The sequence below is a fragment of the Streptomyces sp. B21-083 genome (assembly GCF_036898825.1).
In the GTDB taxonomy this organism is placed as follows: domain Bacteria; phylum Actinomycetota; class Actinomycetes; order Streptomycetales; family Streptomycetaceae; genus Streptomyces.
This window is the reverse complement of the sequence record NZ_JARUND010000001.1, coordinates 3675143-3691882: the sequence shown is the minus strand read 5'-3', so window position 1 is coordinate 3691882 and position 16740 is coordinate 3675143. Positions and strand designations below refer to the sequence as shown.

Below are 16740 nucleotides of genomic sequence, written 5' to 3'. Positions count from 1 at the left end.
GTTGGCGCGGGGGCACCTCACCTCACCTCGGCTCTCACCTCGGCTCCGGCAGAACTCTTTCCGGACCGGTCGGTGTCGTGCTCTGCAGCAGCTTCTTGCGCAGCTTCAGTTCCGTCCGGGACAGCGGTCCCGGGGCCGCCTGTGGTGGCACCCCCCGCACGGTCGCCCCCGGGGCCACCGGTGGCTCGTAGCGCGTCGGGGCCGTGTGGAGGGTGAACGCGGTGGCGCCGATCAGCGCGACGGTGAACGCGATCGCCGCCTGCGTCCAGTTCCGGGCGCGCCGTTCGCTGCCCGCGCGGACGGTCGACGCGCGGGCGGCACGCAGCCGGGCGTGGGTGGCCAGGCCCGCAAGGCGGGACGCGAGGCGGACCGGGTCCTGGAGGTCCGGCAGGCGGGTCGCCACCGTCTCGCGGGCGTGCAGAAGCCGGTTCGCCGCCGCGCGGGTGCTCGCCTCCGTCTCCGCCGCCGTCTCGGCCAGGCCGAGGCCCACGCCGTCGTGGAGGAGCAGGGTGCGCCGGTACGGCGGGGGGAGTTTCAGGAGGACGGACAGCAGCGCGCGGTCCGACGCGTCGGCGGGCGGGGCCTCCGGGTGGCGGTGCCGGGCGCGGAAGCGATGCCAGGGGGAGAGGGCACACTCGTACGCTGTCGCGCGCACCCACCCCGCAGGGTCCGGGTCCACGGCCACCTCGGGCCAGCGGTGCCAGGCCAGCTGGAACGCACGCTCGACGGACTCGCGCGCCAACTCCCGCCGCCCGGTGAGGAGATAGGTCTGCCGTACGAGGGCCGGGGCGCAGAACGCGTAGAGCGCGTCGAAGGCCTGAGCGGGCGTCAGCGGGACGGCGGCGACGGCAGCGGTGGCCGTCGTCGAGGCGGTGGTCGCGGCGGTGCGCGTCGGGGCCGCTGCCAGCAGGCTCGCGTACGTGTGGGCCCTGCGTCCGCGCGGTGTCGTGCGGCCGGTCTCCCACGCGCGTACCGTCTCGCGGCTGACGCCCACCCGTTGGGCGACCTGAGCCTGCGTCAGCGACTGGGACTCGCGCAGACGTCGGCGTTCGGCGGGCGGGGGCAGCGGGATGGCGGGGCTCTGCGTCACCGGGTGCCTCTTCGCACGTAAAAGTACATAAAACGTATATTGAGTGACACGTCGTAAGTTCACCTGTTACGGCGGGAAAGCGCGTGTCGTTGGCAGCATGGCGTTCGTGACCCAGACGACCGACCGCCGGCTTCCCTTCCCGCTCCTGCGTACCCGGGTCCGTGACCGGATCCGCGACCGAGTGCGTGACCGCTCTCCCGGACTGGGTGCCGGCCTGCTCGGCGGCGCGGTCGCGGCCGGGCTCGGGCTCGGTTCGTTCGCCGTGCTCGTCATGGTGCTGTGGATCAGCTCGCCGTACCCGGACAGCGGCCCCGACGGTGCCCTGCACATCGCCGCCGCGCTCTGGCTGCTCGCCCACGGAGTCGAACTCGTCCGGGTGGACGGCCTGTCCGGCGCCCCCGCCCCCGTCGGCGTCACCCCCCTTCTGCTGCTCGCGCTTCCGGTCTGGCTGCTGCACCGCGCCGCCCGCGACGCGACGGAGGGCCCGGAGGAGGAGGGGGCGGCACCGGACGCGCCTCCCCTTCCAGCCCGCCCCGTCTGGCTCGGTGTCGTCGCCGGCTATCTGGCCGTCGGCGGGTGTGTCGCGCTGTACGCGTCCGGGGGCGGCCTGCGGCCCGACTGGGTGTCGACGGTCGTCCGCGTGCCGCTGCTCACCATGGCGGCGGCGGGCGCCGGCGTGTGGACGGCGTACGGCCGCCCGCACGGACCCGTGTCACCCCGGGTGCTGCGTCTGCTGCCCAGGCCGGTACGCCGGCCGGTCCTGGACCCGGATGCCCGTGGTCGCTTCCTGGCCGCCGGCCGGGCCGCCAGTGCCGGTACCGCCGTGTTCGTCGGGGGCGGGGCACTGCTCGTCGCGGTGTCGCTGGTGGGACACGGCGGGGCCGCCCGGACCTCCTTCCTCCAGCTCACGGAGGCGTGGTCGGGCCGGATCGCCGTACTGCTGCTGTGTCTGGCCCTGATCCCCAACGCGGCGCTGTGGGGTGCGGCCTACGCCCTCGGCCCGGGCTTCACCCTCGGCGCGGACCATGTCACGGGACCGCTGGCCTCCGACCCGGCGCCGCTGTTGCCGCCCTTCCCGCTGCTGTCGGCGGTACCTGGTGCCGGACCGGGCACCCCGCTGGCCTGGGCGGTCATCGCCGTGCCGGTGGCGGCCGGACTGACGCTGGCATGGTTCACGGCGCGGGCGGCGGCAGGCCCCGGCAAGGGGAGAACGCCCTGGTCGGGCGGGCGTACCGCCGCGAACGCGGGTCTTGCCGCCGCCCTGTGCGCGGGCGCGCTCGCGGCGCTGGCCGCTCTGGCGGGCGGGCCGCTCGGAAGTGGCGCCCTCGCACATGTCGGGCCGGTGTGGTGGCAGACGGGCGCGGCGACGCTGGCGTGGACGGCGGCCGTCGCCGTCCCGACGGCCCTGGGGCTGCGCGCCTGGCGGCTGCGGAAGCGGCCGAAGGGCTCGGGCGCCGACACCGGCACGCTGAAGCTGAGGCCCACAGCGGCACCCGCCGGGACGCGGAAGCCGCAGGGGAGCACGGCCGACGACGCGTATGAGGTGTACGGGGCGTACGAGGCGAGCGACCCCTACGGGCTGGAGGCCGTCTACGACTTCCTGCCCACCGACCTGCCGTCAGCATCAGCGTCACCGTCCGGGTCACCTTCGCCCTGGTACGGCGACACCGCGTCCCGAGAGGCCCGCTGGGCGGCGCTGAAGGAGGCCTCGTCGACGCCGCCGCAGGAACAGGAACCGCAACAGGAACCGAAAGAGACGTAGCCGTAGCTGTACCGAGGCCCCTCCCCGTCGCGGGCCCGGTCCTAGCTGTTCGTGCCGAACACCTTCCGGAGTGGCTGCGGGAGCAGGTCGTTGCAGGCCTTCTGGGAGGTGGTCGTGAGCGCGTCGTTCGCGCACGTGTAGTAGTCGCGGTACACGAACTGGAGGGCGATCGTCCCGGCGACCATGGCGAGGGCGAGGGATGCCGTGACCAGGCCGCTGATCGCGGCCGTCCGCTGCTGCCGCTTCACGCCGCCCGTGCCCGGTGAGGGCGCCGGGGCGTCCGGGTTCGGCGTGCGGGGCTTGGCGCGCAGGGCGCTGATGCCCCAGTTCAGGGCGAGCGCGCCGAGCAGCAGTGCCACGTAGGGCCAGCCGAAGAGGGCGAAGAAGAAGGCCCACATACCGCACAACAGTGCGAACCGCGCGTGGCGCTGGGCCGGGTCCGTCGGGTCCCAGCGGGGGTCGGTGCCCGATCCGTCGCCCGCACCCTCGGGGCCGCCCTGTCCGCCGGCCCGGCCGGAGCGGTCGCCGAAGCCGCCCGGGGAACGACCGGGCTGCCGGTCGCTCCACTGGCTGCCCCACGGGGAGTGACCGGCGTCGCCCGAGGCGTCGTCGCCCGCCGGACGCCGGGGCTGCCACGGCTTGTCCGGTGTGCCCTCCGGCGGCGGGGCGAACGGGTTGTCGTCCTGGGCCGCGCTTCCCTGCCCGTCGCCGTTCGCGCCGGAGTCGCCGGTCTTCTTGCCCGAGGGCGCGTCGGGCGGCGACGCGGGGCGCTCCCGCAGCAGCACCGACTGCGGGGTGAGCGTGAGGAGTCGCAGGCTGCGGTCGGACATCAAGTGAGCGTCTTCCCCTTGTTGATCACGGTTGATCACGGTTGATCACAGCCGTTGGTTCACGGCTGCCGATTAAGGCTGTCCCGGCATGAGCCGTCACCCCGTGAACGCACCGCATGACGACCGCGTTCCCGAACCGGCTCCTCCCAGACGCTACCTTCCGGCCACGCCCCCGTCCCGTGGGGGCTGTCCGGAGTGCCGGTATCGTTGCTGCCGGTCGGCCGCTTCGTAGACTTCCCCGTATCCCGGGGCGCGAAGCATTCGTACGACCGTACAAACGCTCCCCCGAGAAAGGGCCCCGCCGTGGCCGAGTCCCAGGCCGCCAAGCGCCTTGTCGTGCTGGTCTCCGGATCCGGTACGAATCTGCAGGCGCTCCTCGACACCATCGCGGCCACCGGCACCGAGGCCTACGGGGCCGAGATCGTCGCCGTCGGGGCCGACCGCGACGGCATCGAGGGGCTCGCGCGCGCGGAGCGTGCCGGGCTGCCGACCTTCGTGTGCCGGGTGAAGGACCACGGCACCCGGGCGGAGTGGGACGCGGCGCTCGCCGGGGCGGTGGCCGCGTACGAACCCGATCTGGTCGTCTCCGCCGGGTTCATGAAGATCGTGGGCAAGGAGTTCCTGGCCCTGTTCGGCGGGCGGTTCGTCAACACGCATCCCGCCCTGCTGCCCAGTTTTCCGGGGGCCCACGGCGTTCGCGACGCGCTCGCGTACGGCGCCAGGGTCACCGGCTGCACCGTCCACTTCGTCGACGACGGTGTCGACACCGGTCCGATCATCGCTCAGGGCGTGGTGGAGATCCGGGACGAGGACGACGAGAGCGCTCTGCACGAGCGCATCAAGGAAGTCGAGCGAACGCTGCTCGTCGATGTCGTGGGGCGGCTCGCCCGCAACGGCTATCGCATTGAGGGACGAAAGGTAGTTATCCAGTGACCGCCGACATCACTGTCACCGCCGAGAGCAACAAGCGGGCCCTTCGCCGGGCGCTCGTCAGCGTCTACGACAAGACCGGTCTGGAAGAGCTGGCCCGTGGTCTGCACGAGGCCGGTGTGGAACTCGTCTCCACCGGATCGACGGCGGGCCGGATCGCCGCCGCCGGCGTCCCTGTCACGAAGGTCGAGGAGCTCACCGGCTTCCCCGAGTGCCTGGACGGCCGGGTCAAGACCCTGCACCCCAAGGTGCACGCGGGCATCCTCGCCGACCTGCGCCTGGAGGACCACCGCAACCAGCTCGCCGAGCTGGGCGTCGAGCCCTTCGACCTGGTCGTCGTCAACCTGTACCCGTTCCGCGAGACGGTCGCCTCCGGCGCCTCGCCCGACGAGTGCGTGGAGCAGATCGACATCGGCGGCCCGTCGATGGTCCGCGCCGCCGCCAAGAACCACCCGTCGGTGGCCGTGGTCACCAGCCCGGAGCGGTACGCCGACGTCCTGGCCGCGGTCAAGGACGGCGGCTTCGACCTCACCGCCCGCAAGCGGCTGGCCGCCGAGGCCTTCCGGCACACCGCCGAGTACGACATCGCTGTCTCCAGTTGGTTCGCGAGCGCCTACGCGCCCGCCGACGACTCCCCGTTCCCCGAGTTCATCGCCGCCGCCCTGGAGCGCAAGAGCACCCTGCGCTACGGCGAGAACCCGCACCAGCCCGCCGCGCTCTACGTCGACGGCACGGGTACCGGTCTCGCCGAGGCCGAGCAGCTGCACGGCAAGGAGATGTCGTACAACAACTACACGGACACGGACGCCGCCCGCCGTGCCGCGTACGACCACGACGAGCCCTGCGTCGCGATCATCAAGCACGCCAACCCCTGCGGTATCGCGGTCGGTTCGGACGTCGCCGAGGCGCATCGCAAGGCCCACGCGTGTGACCCGCTGTCGGCGTTCGGCGGGGTCATCGCCGTCAACCGGCCGGTCAGCAAGGAGTTGGCCGAGCAGGTCGCCGAGATCTTCACCGAGGTCATCGTCGCGCCCGACTACGAGGACGGCGCCCTCGAAGCCCTCGCCAAGAAGAAGAACATCCGCGTCCTGAAGGCCCCGGCCGCGCCCTCGCACCCCGCCGAGGTCAAGCCCATCGACGGCGGCGCCCTCCTCCAGGTGACGGACCGTCTCCAGGCGGACGGCGACGACCCGGCCAACTGGACCCTGGCGACGGGCGAGGCGCTGTCCGCGTCCGAGCTCGCGGAACTCGCCTTCGCCTGGAAGGCGTGCCGCGCGGTCAAGTCCAACGCCATCCTCCTCGCCAAGGACGGCGCCTCGGTCGGCGTCGGCATGGGCCAGGTCAACCGCGTCGACTCGGCGAAGCTCGCGGTCGAGCGGGCCGGGGAGGAGCGGGCGCGCGGCGCGTACGCGGCCTCGGACGCGTTCTTCCCGTTCCCGGACGGGCTGGAGATCCTCACGGCGGCCGGCGTCAAGGCGATCGTGCAGCCCGGCGGTTCGATGCGCGACGAGCTGGTGGTCGAGGCGGCGCAGAAGGCGGGCGTCACCATGTACTTCACGGGGACGCGGCACTTCTTCCACTGAGTCATGTGTGTCTTGTGCGTGCTGCGGCCCACCGGAATCCGTTCCGGTGGGCCGCGGGCGTTTTCGTGAGCGGGATCGCGCATACGCGGGCTGCCCCGACCGGTCAGGGGTGTTGCGTGGGCGACGCCGTGTCGCCGACGGCTCGTTCGCAGTTCGGCCAGTCGTGGAAGTCGTGGTCCTTGTCCCACAGGCGCTTGGCCGCCGTGATGTTCCACGCCGGGTCCAGCGCCAGCAGCGGTGTGCCGCCCAGCTCGCGCAGCCGGGCGTCGGAGATCTGGAACACGCCCCAGTTACGGGTGCCGTTGGTGTTGGGCAGGATGTGCAGCGGGTCCAGGAAGGACTGGCAGTCCGCGATGGCGACGGCCTTGGCGGGCGCCTCCTTGAACACCGTACGGATGCGCTGCCGCACCTTCTCCGGCGACCACACGTTCATGCGCACCCTCGGCGACGAGTACAGCGCCTTCTTCGTCGCGTCGTCCACGATCCCGTTGGGCGGGAGGCCGGCGAACACCTGGAACGCGGTGACCCGGCGCAGGGTCTGCGGCCCGAAGTCCGAGTCGACGCCGATGTCCGCGCCCCTGTCGTGCAGCAACTGCTGCACCTCGTGGACGCAGGTGTCGTGCTCGCCCATGGCCACCACCGAACGACAGCCCGCAGAGAACAGCACGCGGTCGTCATGGCTGTCGGACGACGCCTCCTCCGTCGACAGGACCCAGGCGGAGACGCCGAGCGTCACGACCGCGGCCACCGCGGCGGCGACGACGGAGTAGCGGGAGCGGCGCACCGGGGCGGGGGCCGGCGTCACGGGTACCTCGTCGCCCGGCTCCGTCACCGTGTCCCCGGTCTCCCCGTTCGCCTCTCCGTCCGCTTCCGCATACGCCTCCGCGCTCGCCTCCACATTCGGCTCCCCGCTCTCCTTGAGCCGGGCCGTGTCCGCGAGCGCCCAGAGCCGGTGCAGCGAGCGCAGTTCGTCCGGGGCCGCGCCGCAGACGGTGCCGAGGCGGTGGACGCTTCCGTAGTCCTGCGGCACCGAGGTGCCCTTGCAGTAGCGGTGCAGTGTCGAGCCGGCGATGTCGGTCCGCTTCGCGAGTGCTTCGTAGCTGAGTCCTGATCTGTTCTTCAACGCGCGCAGCATCGCGGCGAGTTGTTCTGATTCCGGGTGTGCGGGCATGGTTTCCCCCCATGGCACGTTGGTCAGACGCTCCAGTAGCCGGGCCACTGTGCCATGAGGGCCGTCCCATGGCCGTTCCAACGATCTCGGAACGTGCCAGGCGAACGGCGTCCCCCAGTCCCGGCATCCCAGCGGGCCCGATTTCTTGCCCGGCGAGTGCGTGCCTTGTCAGCGTCTGGCTGTCCGAGCACCGGTCGACGCAGTGGTCGATGCGGTGGTCGACCCACCGGTCGGCATCTCGGTCGACGAACTCAAGGAGATCAGTCCCATGAAGTTTTCCGTACGCGGCGACGTCTGTTTCTGGACGGGCGCCAACTTCACCGGGCAGAAGTGTTCGTGGGACGCCGCCGACCCCGACTGGCAGGGCGGCTCGATCCGTTGCTCATGGGCCGCCACGACGAACGTGAAGTCGGTGTGGAACGCCGGCACCTACAAGGTCCGCTCCCACAAGTGGATCAGCGGCAGCTGCGGCTGAGCCCGCGAGCGCGACTTCGGGCGCGGGGCGACGCACCAGGGCCGTGTCTCCCCCGGGAAGGGTGAGACACGGCCCTGGACGACGAACGGCGTGAACGCGACGCCTTGCGGTCAGTGCTACCTCTGGATGACCATCGTGCTCGCGGCCTTGTCGTGCCAGCCCTGCTGGCGGCCCGACTTGTCCCAGAACGGGGACAGGAACACGATGAGCTGGCCGATGCCGCAGGCGAGGCTGCCGACGATCGGAATGATCCAGCGGATGAACGCCGCGCCCAGCCCGGGCTTCTGGCCGGTCTCGACCTTCACGACGCGGATGCCGACGGCCATCTTGCCGAGCGTCGCGCCGAGCAGGCCGGTCATCAGCCACTCGTAGAGCAGGCCGGCGAGAGCGAGGAAGCCGAACACGGCGCCGAGCTTGCCCATCATGTCCGCGCTCGCGTTGTTCATGCAGGTGTTGTAGTCGGCGGCGTTGACGTCGCAGTCCTTGGCCGAGTTGATGAAGCTCGCGATGCCCGCGAAGCTCAGCGCGAAGTAGACGACACCGAGGACCAGCCAGTCGATCACACGGGCACCGAAGCGCCGGCCCATCGAGGCGACCTTGGGGCCGGGGCCGCCGGGGTATCCGGGCTGCTGGGGGTAGCCGGGCTGCTGCGGGTAGCCGTAGCCCTGCTGCGGAACCCCCTGGGGGGCCTGCGGGTAGCCGTAACCGGGCTGACCCGGCTGACCCGGCTGGCCGGGCTGCTGCTGGGGATAGCCGTAACCCTGCTGGGGATCCTGGGGTTGGCCGTAGGGGTTTTGCGGCGAGCCGAAACTCATGGCTGGTTTTCCTCCGTTGCACTGCGGGGACGACGCGGATGGCATGGAGGAACATCAGGAAATGAGCGGTTTGCCCCCCAACGCGGACCGCGAGACTGCGCCGTTCATCGTCGTTGGCCAGGTAAGCCCTTGTCCAGCCGCATCCGGCAGGAGTTGTGCAAGTGCAACATCGGTGATCATGGGCGTACGAGGGATGAAACCGGAATACGGTGCACAGACGGCCCCGGAAGGGACCCTGATTGGAACCGGGACCCCGTAATCCGCGAGGATGGGGGCATGACCGCCCAGATTCTCGATGGCAAGGCCACCGCAACCGCGATCAAGTCCGATCTGACCGCCCGCGTGGCGGCGCTGAAGGAGAAGGGCGTCACGCCCGGCCTCGGCACGATCCTCGTCGGGGAAGACCCCGGCAGCCAGAAGTACGTCGCCGGCAAGCACCGCGACTGCGCGCAGGTGGGCATCGCCTCCATCCAGCGCGAACTGCCCGCCACGGCCACCCAGGAGGAGATCGAGGCGGCGGTCCGCGAGCTGAACGAGGACCCCGCCTGCACCGGTTACATCGTCCAGCTGCCCCTGCCCAAGGGCATCGACGAGAACCGCATCCTCGAACTGATGGACCCCGACAAGGACGCCGACGGCCTTCACCCGATGAACCTCGGCCGCCTCGTCCTGAACGAGCCGGCCCCGCTTCCCTGCACCCCCAACGGCATCCTCACCCTGCTCCGCGCCCACGGCGTCGAGATCAAGGGCGCGGAGGTCGTGGTCGTCGGCCGCGGTGTCACCATCGGCCGCCCGATGCCGCTGCTGCTCACCCGGCGCAGCGAGAACGCGACGGTGACGCAGTGCCACACCGGTACGCGTGACCTGTCCTCGCACCTGAAGCGGGCGGACATCATCGTCGCCGCCGCGGGCTCGGCCCACCTCGTCCGCCCCGAGGACGTGAAGCCGGGCGCCGCCGTCCTCGACGTCGGTGTCTCACGCAACGCCGAGGGCAAGATCGTGGGCGACGTCCACCCGGGCGTGGCCGAGGTCGCGGCCTGGATCTCCCCGAACCCCGGCGGAGTCGGCCCGATGACCCGCGCCCAGCTGCTCGTCAACGTGGTCGAGGCGGCGGAGCGCAGTGTCGGCTGAGGCGGAGGACAGGCGGGCGGAGCCCGCGACGGAGTCCGGCGCGGAGCCCGGTGAGGTGCCCGAGCCCACCGCCGTCGACCCCGTCAGCGCGCCGGACGCCCATGGGCGCCCCCGGCGTACGACGCGGCGCTTCCCCCTCTTCACGCGGGACACCGCGCGACCCGAGGGCGGCGGCCGGGCGGCTCCCGGGGACGCGCCCGCGCCCGCCCGGCAGTGGCCGATCCTCGCCGTACTGAGCACGGTCGGACTCGGCCTGCTGCTGACCGCGCTCGACGTGTTCCGGTACGGGACGCTGCTGATCGGGGCCGCGCTGCTGGCCGGTGCGGTGCTGCGCTGGGTGGTGCCGGACGTGGGGATGCTCGCCGTCCGCTCCCGGTTCACGGACATGGTGACGTACACGCTGCTGGGCACCGCCATCGTGCTGCTGTCGATGATGGCGCAGCCGCAGCCGTGGCTGACGATCCCGTTCCTGGACGACACGCTGCACTACACGATCAGCGGCCAGGGCGGGTAGGAACGCGCGCAGGCCATGGAGGACCGGACCGCGGAGGACCGTACTTCGCCCCGGTGGGAACCGATCCGCCCTCTGACGTCGTCAAACGCCTCGGACCGGCCGACGAACGTCGAGGAGGACGCCCGATGAGCGCCTGGCAGCCGCTGCCGGACGACCTGCCGCCCGAGGTGCGGCACTTCGTGGAGCAGGTGCGGCTCCTCAAGGACCGCACCGGGCTCAGTCTGGCCGCGCTCGGGGCGCGTACCGCGTACAGCAAGTCCTCCTGGCAGCGGTACCTCAACGCGACCCAGCCGCCGCCCCGGCAGGCGATAGCCGCCCTGTGCCGGGTCGCGGACCTCACCCCGGCCGATGCCGAGCGCTTCGCCGTCCGCCGGGAGCTGGCGGTACAGGTCTGGCCCCGCCCACCGGCCCCGGATCCGGCGAAGCCGGAGCAGCGGGGCGGGGTGGACGGGGGCGACGGGGTGTACGAGGAGGAGGTGCCCACCCTTCCGTGGTGGGTGGAGTCCGGGTCCGCCGGGGGTTCCGCGGCCTCCGGGCAGAAATCCGTGGACTCTTCCCGGCGGGTGCTTCTCGTCGCCGTACTCCTCGCGCTGGCCCTGGCGCTTGTCACGGTGGTCGGCGCTGTCGCTTTTGGTTGATGCTGTTGAGGGAATTTGACACAAGAGCGCCCGATGTGACCGTTCTTGTGCTTTCCGTGTGGCGATGTGTCGATAAGTTCGAGGATTTACAACCGGGGTGCAACACGCCCGGGTTAATGTGGGCAATCGGGACGGTCCGGGGCGTCCCGTGCACCAGCCAGAGGTTCGGCCGACCGGGAGGGTTGTCGGTGGAACCTGGAACACTGGACCGTGAGCCAGGGGCGTGCAACGGTGCACCTCCAGGCCCGACAATGCTCCCGTGCGCCCCCACCCCGGGAACCGAGATCCGTACCGGGCGCATCCGTGTGGGTAGCCAGGACGAGGGTTCGGCCAAGGGGATCCAAGGCACCACGCACGGGAGAACAGCCAGCACGACCGGGGGGAAGAGGGGGGAAGCAATGCCTCGTTGGAGGGCCTTGCCGGATGAACTGGATCCGCAGGTCAAGGAGTTCGCGAGCCAGCTGCGCAGGCTCGTGGACCGCAGCGGCCTGAACATCGCGGCGGTGGCCGACCGCACGGGCTACAGCAAGACGTCATGGGAGCGCTATCTGGGCGGCCGGCTGCTCGCGCCCAAGGGCGCGATCGTCGCCCTGGCCGAGGTCACCGGTACCAACCCGGTGCACCTGACCACGATGTGGGAGCTGGCCGAGCGCGCCTGGAGCCGCTCGGAGATGCGTCACGACATGACGATGGAGGCGATACGGATCTCCCAGGCGCGCGCCGCACTGGGTGAGTTCGGGGCACCTGCCGTCGAGACGAAGAACGGGAGCGGCAAGAACGGGAGCGGCAAGAACGGGCGGGCCGCCCGGAGCGCGACGGTGACTCCGGGGATCGCCGGACCCGCGGGCGTCTCACCGACCGTGCCGCCGCAGCCGACACCCCCGGAGGCCCGGGACTCGGTGGGCGACGTACGGGCGGGCGCGGCGCGGGGCGGTGTGTCCGGCGGCTCGGTGAGTTCCGCGAGTTCGTCGAGTTCCGTCTCGGCCGAGAGCAACTCGTGGGGCATAGCCGGGTACCAGGGACCGGCGGTGAGGGGTGGTGCCGGGGGGCGCCAGGCCCCGCCCGCGGATCCGGTCGGACCGGTCGGGCCCTCCGGAGCGTCGGGGGTGCCCGGATATCCGGGCGCGGCGCCCTGGACTCCCGGTACGCCCGTACCGGCGCAGGGCGGTCAGCCGCAGGACGCCCGGCCGGGCGCCGGCGGGGGATCCGGCGGTTCGCGGCGTAAGCGGCGGCTCACGATGTTCCTCGCGGGCGTCGTGGGGGCGTCGGTCGTGGTCGCGGCGGCCCTGATCCTCATGAACCGGGGCGATGACACGCCGGAGGCCAAGCCGAGCGCGTCGCCGAACACCTCGGCAGCCCCGAATCCCGACCTGCCGGTCGGCGTGGAGTGCAGCGGCGCCGCGTGCACCGGTAAGGACCCGGAGAACATGGGCTGCGGCGGCGAGTTGGCGCAGACCGCCAACAGTGTCACCGTCGGCACCACGCTCGTCGAGGTCCGCTACAGCAAGACCTGCCAGGCGGCCTGGGCGCGCATCACCCAGGCGGCCCCGGGCGACCAGGTCGACGTCACCGCCTCGGGCGCGGCGAAGCAGACCGGCACCGTCGACACGGACACCGACGCGTACACGCCGATGGTGGCCGTGAAGGACGCGGGCGACGCGACGGCGTGCGTCACGCTCAAGGCGACCGGGCTGAAGGGCTGCACGCAGTAGCCCGGGCAGTCCGAGCACTCGGGGTGGCCCGAGCACTCCGGGTGGCCCGGGTGGCCAGGGTCGTCCGGCGCGATGTCCCTCGGGGACCCTCGTACGCCTGATTTTCATCAATCGGCGTACGAGGGGAATGCCCGCGCCGGTTCGGGGCAGGCGGTCAGATACCCCCACGGGAGTCCGGCAGAGTCGGTCCCCGGGCGGCGGCCGCCCCTCACTCCTCTCCCGGGGCGGCCGTCGCCGTTCGTGACGCGGTGAGCGGGCTCTGAGGTCGGCTCTGTGGGGTGGGCCACACGGGACCCGGACGTCCGGGATCCCGGATGCGCGATAGCCTGACGGCCGGATCTCTCTTGACGCCAAGAGATCGATCATCCGAACCCCGGGGCAGCGACGCCCCACCGCCAGCTGTCATACGGAGAACGCCATGACCCGCACTCCCGTGAACGTCACCGTCACCGGCGCGGCCGGCCAGATCGGTTACGCCCTCCTCTTCCGCATCGCCTCCGGCCAGCTGCTCGGCGCGGACGTGCCGGTCAGGCTCCGCCTCCTGGAGATCACCCCGGCGCTCAAGGCCGCCGAGGGCACCGCCATGGAGCTGGACGACTGCGCCTTCCCGCTGCTTCAGGGCATCGACATCACGGACGACCCGAACGTGGCCTTCGACGGCGCGAACGTGGGCCTGCTGGTCGGCGCCCGCCCCCGTAGCAAGGGCATGGAGCGCGGTGACCTCCTGGAGGCCAACGGCGGCATCTTCAAGCCCCAGGGCAAGGCCATCAACGACAACGCCGCGGACGACATCAAGGTCCTCGTCGTCGGCAACCCGGCCAACACCAACGCGCTGATCGCCCAGGCCGCCGCTCCGGACGTACCGGCCGAGCGTTTCACCGCGATGACCCGCCTGGACCACAACCGCGCGCTCACGCAGCTCGCGAAGAAGACGGGCTCGACGGTCGCCGACATCAAGCGCCTGACGATCTGGGGCAACCACTCCGCCACCCAGTACCCCGACATCTTCCACGCCACCGTCGGCGGCAAGAACGCCGCCGAGGTCGTCAGCGACGAGAAGTGGCTCGCGGAGGACTTCATCCCGACCGTCGCCAAGCGCGGCGCCGCGATCATCGAGGCCCGTGGCGCGTCCTCGGCCGCCTCCGCCGCCAACGCCGCCATCGACCACGTGTACACGTGGGTCAACGGCACGGCGGACGGCGACTGGGCCTCCATGGGCATCCCGTCCGACGGCTCGTACGGCGTCCCGGAGGGCCTCATCTCCTCCTTCCCGGTCACCACGAAGGACGGCGTCTACGAGATCGTCCAGGGCCTGGACATCAACGAGTTCTCCCGCGCCCGCATCGACGCCTCGGTGCAGGAGCTGTCCGAGGAGCGCGACGCGGTCCGCGCCCTCGGTCTCATCTAGTCCTGGTCCCACAGCCCCAACGGCTTTGCACCCGGGCCCCGTTCAGCCTTCGGCCGGACGGGGCCCGGGTGCGTCCGGCTCCGTCCCGGAGAGCCGCTTCTCGAACCAGTACCCCGCGTACGGGTTGTCGTCGTACCGCGGGATCTCCGCGTAGCCGCACGCCAGATACATCGCCCGCGCCTCCGTGAGCACGGTGTGCGTGTCCAGCCGTACGACGGTCAAGTGCCGTTCCGCCGCCGCCTGTTCGAGGGCGTCGAGCAGGCGCCGGGCGAGGCCGAGACGGCGCGAGCCGGGGTGCACCCAGACATGGCGGATCTCGCCGACCCCCGGACCGAGCCGCCGCAACGCCCCACAGCCCACCGGGCGTTGCTCCTCGTACGCCACGAAGAAGGCACCCGCCGGCCCCGACACCTCCTCCGGGCGGACCAGCGCCGAGGAGTCGAAACCCTCGGGAAAGCGGGCGTCGAGGTCCGCGGCGTACGCCTCCAGGCAGGCGCGGGCGTCCGGTGCGGCGCCGTCGACGAGGTCGACGGTGACGGCGGCGAGGCGCAGCAGGCGGCGTGCGGTGCCGAGGGCGGACGTCAGTTCGTCGCGCTGTGGTCCGGTGAGCCCGGTGACGAGGCTCTCGGCGAGGGCGTCGGCGCGCCGGTTCTGCTCCTCGATCTCGGCCCGGCCGGCCGGGGTCAGTCGCACGAGCCGCCGCCGGCTGTCCGAGGAGTGCGCGCTCACCTCCACCAGGTCCTGTGCGGTGAGCGAGCGCACCAGCCGGCTCAGATACCCGGCGTCCAGGGTGAGCCGGCTCCGCAGCTCCCGCAGCGAGGTGCCGTCCCCGATCTCGAACAGCAGACGGGCTTCGCCGAGGGGCCGGTCCTGGCCCAGGTAATGGTCGTCGAGGGCGCCGATGCGCCGAGTGAAGTACCGGTTGAACTGCCGGAGGGCGTTCACGTCGTTCATGGTTCCGTGGTCCACGGTTCCGTCGTCCATAGTTCTTTGACTCTAGTCAAAGAACTGGCGGGATTCCACAGGATTCCACGCCTGAGCCCGGCGGATTCGGTGAAATCGGATGTCTGGCACGTCCGTTGTGTGCACGCTCGGTACATGAACGACTACAGGGGCGACTACCGGGGTGACTACAGGGACGATGTCCCGACGTATCTGACGGTCCGGGTCACCGCGCAGGACGGCCCGATCGCCGCCTTCGCCGAACAGGAGGCGGGGGAGGCCGCGCAGCGGTACCCCGACCTGATGGGGGTGGGCATCCCTGAGTTCTTCCACGCCAGGGAGTGCGAGACGGGCGGCTGGGAGCTCTACGGCTACGGCAGCGACACACCACAGGGCTCCCGGGACGCGCTCGGCTCCGTGTTCCGGATGCGGGCGGGCGATGCGCACGAGGCCGGGGACGAGGTCGCCCGGCGCAAGTGGACGGCGGCGGCCGAGCGTATGGACCGTGAGGTGGTGAACGACGTACGGGTGCGCGGCGAGCGCTTCCGGATCGTACGAGCCTCACGCTTCGTCCGGATGGGACCGAACGGGCCCGAGCCGCCCCGCCCCTCCGACCCGGACCCGGCGGAGGTCGGCGAGGCGTACCGGGTGGGACCGGGCACCAAGGGCTTCGTGGTCGACCCCATCACCGGAACGGGGCTGTCCGACGGCATCCTCAAGCTGGACCTCATCCAGTTCGTCGGCGTCGCCCCCGGCGCGCCGCCGGAGGTCCGGGACGAGGCGCGGCGGGCGATCCACACGCATCCGGGCGGGGTGCTGCTGCCCGCCGTCTACATGATCTCCGAGCGGGTGGACGGGAGTTGGCGCGCGCACAACCCCGGCGCCTCCGACTCCACCCCCCAGGGCGCGCGGGACTCCCTCGCCTACTGGCTGCGCGTGATGGCTCCCTTCACCCTGCGGCTGAGCGAGGAGAAGGCCGCGGAGTACGCCCTGGCCGCCGACCGCGTCGACGAGCGGCGCTCCAACGTCGCGACCGTCGACGGCATCCGCTACCGCGTCACCCGGGTCGAACGCCTCGTCAGGGTCGGCCCCGACGGCCCCGAGGGCCCACGCCCCTCCGACTTCGACCCCGACCCGCCCGTCGACGTACAGACACGCCGGCTCAAGGAACAGGGCTTGTGGCGGGAGGAGGACGACGAGCCGGTCCAACTCAGCGAACGCACGCTGGAGTTGAAGCGCCGATGGGATGCGGAGGAGGCGCGGAGACAGGCGGTGCGCGAGAGCAGGAAGAAGGGACAGGGGGAGGAGAAGGGGACGGGCGGCGCGTAACCGGCATCGGGTGGTGACGGGCGGCGGGTCCGGTCCCCTACGCCCGCTGCCTGAGCCCGCCCGCGATGTCCCGCAGTGCCTCGGTGGTCCGCCGCAGCAGGCCCGGGCCGAAGGTGACGCGGGTGGCGCCGAGGGCGCCCAGTTCGGCCGGTGAGGGACCGTCGAGCGTGGCGAACACGTTGAGCGGCCCCTCGAAGACGGACCGCAGCAGCGGCAGTACGGCGGTCGGGGCGGCGATGGGATACAGGCGGTCGGCGCCGGCCGCCATGTACAACACGGCCCGCTCGACAGCCCGTTCGGGACTCGACGACCGAACGGACCGACCTCTTGGTCGTGGGGTACGGGACACCGGCGGACCACGGGTGGGCGGGGGCGCTGGAGGAGTTGTGCGCGACGGTTGCCTTGGCGGG

15 protein-coding genes and 1 pseudogene are annotated in these 16740 nt (G+C 71.8%); 10 read left to right on the top strand and 6 right to left on the bottom strand.

Going from position 1 to position 16740, the window contains the following annotated elements; genetic code table 11:
* Positions 1-34 precede the first annotated feature (34 nt).
* Positions 35-1090, bottom strand: coding sequence for a helix-turn-helix domain-containing protein (locus QA861_RS16575; RefSeq protein ID WP_334589091.1), 1056 nt, complete (start codon positions 1088-1090; stop codon positions 35-37).
* Positions 1091-1187: 97 nt separating this feature from the next.
* Between QA861_RS16575 and QA861_RS16570 the strand changes: the two genes are divergently transcribed.
* The gene (locus QA861_RS16570; RefSeq protein WP_334589090.1) at positions 1188-2852 is read left to right on the top strand and encodes a cell division protein PerM; all 1665 of its coding nucleotides are present in this window, start codon (positions 1188-1190) and stop codon (positions 2850-2852) included.
* A 41-nt stretch (positions 2853-2893) separates the two neighbouring features.
* Here the strand turns inward: QA861_RS16570 and QA861_RS16565 are convergent, their stop codons facing one another.
* Positions 2894-3682, bottom strand: a complete 789-nt coding sequence (locus QA861_RS16565; RefSeq protein WP_334589089.1) for a hypothetical protein — start codon at positions 3680-3682, stop codon at positions 2894-2896.
* A gap of 303 nt (positions 3683-3985) precedes the next feature.
* Here QA861_RS16565 and purN point away from each other — a divergent pair, with 303 nt between their 5' ends.
* On the top strand, positions 3986-4615 hold the full coding sequence (purN, locus tag QA861_RS16560) for a phosphoribosylglycinamide formyltransferase (RefSeq protein ID WP_334589088.1): 630 nt from the start codon (positions 3986-3988) through the stop codon (positions 4613-4615).
* A gap of 8 nt (positions 4616-4623) precedes the next feature.
* Positions 4624-6195, top strand: coding sequence for a bifunctional phosphoribosylaminoimidazolecarboxamide formyltransferase/IMP cyclohydrolase (gene purH, locus QA861_RS16555; RefSeq protein ID WP_443041559.1), 1572 nt, complete (start codon positions 4624-4626; stop codon positions 6193-6195).
* Positions 6196-6298: 103 nt separating this feature from the next.
* On the opposite strand, the gene QA861_RS16550 is transcribed toward purH, so the two are convergent.
* Entirely contained in the window at positions 6299-7366 is a 1068-nt protein-coding gene (locus QA861_RS16550) for a helix-turn-helix domain-containing protein (RefSeq protein WP_334589086.1), read from the bottom strand.
* Positions 7367-7634: 268 nt separating this feature from the next.
* On the opposite strand from QA861_RS16550, the gene QA861_RS16545 reads away from it, so the two are divergent.
* Positions 7635-7841, top strand: coding sequence for a peptidase inhibitor family I36 protein (locus QA861_RS16545; protein ID WP_334589085.1), 207 nt, complete (start codon positions 7635-7637; stop codon positions 7839-7841).
* Positions 7842-7957: 116 nt separating this feature from the next.
* Here QA861_RS16545 and QA861_RS16540 read toward each other — a convergent pair whose 3' ends face one another.
* Positions 7958-8656: an RDD family protein gene (locus QA861_RS16540; RefSeq protein ID WP_334589084.1), complete on the bottom strand. Its 699-nt coding sequence runs from the start codon at positions 8654-8656 to the stop codon at positions 7958-7960.
* A gap of 276 nt (positions 8657-8932) precedes the next feature.
* Here QA861_RS16540 and QA861_RS16535 point away from each other — a divergent pair, with 276 nt between their 5' ends.
* The 5 genes from QA861_RS16535 to QA861_RS16515 all read left to right on the top strand — a co-directional run bounded on the left by QA861_RS16535 (position 8933) and on the right by QA861_RS16515 (position 14059).
* Positions 8933-9787: a bifunctional methylenetetrahydrofolate dehydrogenase/methenyltetrahydrofolate cyclohydrolase gene (locus tag QA861_RS16535; protein WP_334589083.1), complete on the top strand. Its 855-nt coding sequence runs from the start codon at positions 8933-8935 to the stop codon at positions 9785-9787.
* Positions 9788-9842: 55 nt separating this feature from the next.
* Positions 9843-10301, top strand: a complete 459-nt coding sequence (locus QA861_RS16530; protein WP_334590590.1) for a DUF3017 domain-containing protein — start codon at positions 9843-9845, stop codon at positions 10299-10301.
* A gap of 125 nt (positions 10302-10426) precedes the next feature.
* On the top strand, positions 10427-10939 hold the full coding sequence (locus tag QA861_RS16525) for a helix-turn-helix domain-containing protein (protein ID WP_334589082.1): 513 nt from the start codon (positions 10427-10429) through the stop codon (positions 10937-10939).
* 398 nt (positions 10940-11337) lie between these two features.
* Entirely contained in the window at positions 11338-12651 is a 1314-nt protein-coding gene (locus QA861_RS16520) for an XRE family transcriptional regulator (RefSeq protein ID WP_334589081.1), read from the top strand.
* Between the two features lie 418 nt (positions 12652-13069).
* Entirely contained in the window at positions 13070-14059 is a 990-nt protein-coding gene (locus tag QA861_RS16515) for a malate dehydrogenase (protein ID WP_006381590.1), read from the top strand.
* 42 nt (positions 14060-14101) lie between these two features.
* On the opposite strand, the gene QA861_RS16510 is transcribed toward QA861_RS16515, so the two are convergent.
* Positions 14102-15013 carry a GNAT family N-acetyltransferase gene (locus QA861_RS16510; RefSeq protein ID WP_334589080.1) on the bottom strand — a complete coding sequence of 304 codons (912 nt, stop codon included), beginning with the start codon at positions 15011-15013 and terminating at the stop codon, positions 14102-14104.
* A 144-nt stretch (positions 15014-15157) separates the two neighbouring features.
* On the opposite strand from QA861_RS16510, the gene QA861_RS16505 reads away from it, so the two are divergent.
* Complete coding sequence (locus QA861_RS16505) at positions 15158-16330, top strand: DUF5954 family protein (protein WP_334589079.1); 1173 nt, start codon at positions 15158-15160, stop codon at positions 16328-16330.
* 37 nt (positions 16331-16367) lie between these two features.
* Here the strand turns inward: QA861_RS16505 and QA861_RS16500 are convergent.
* Positions 16368-16631 (bottom strand): annotated as a pseudogene (locus tag QA861_RS16500) (isocitrate lyase/phosphoenolpyruvate mutase family protein); the annotation flags it as partial.
* Positions 16632-16740: the final 109 nt, after the last annotated feature.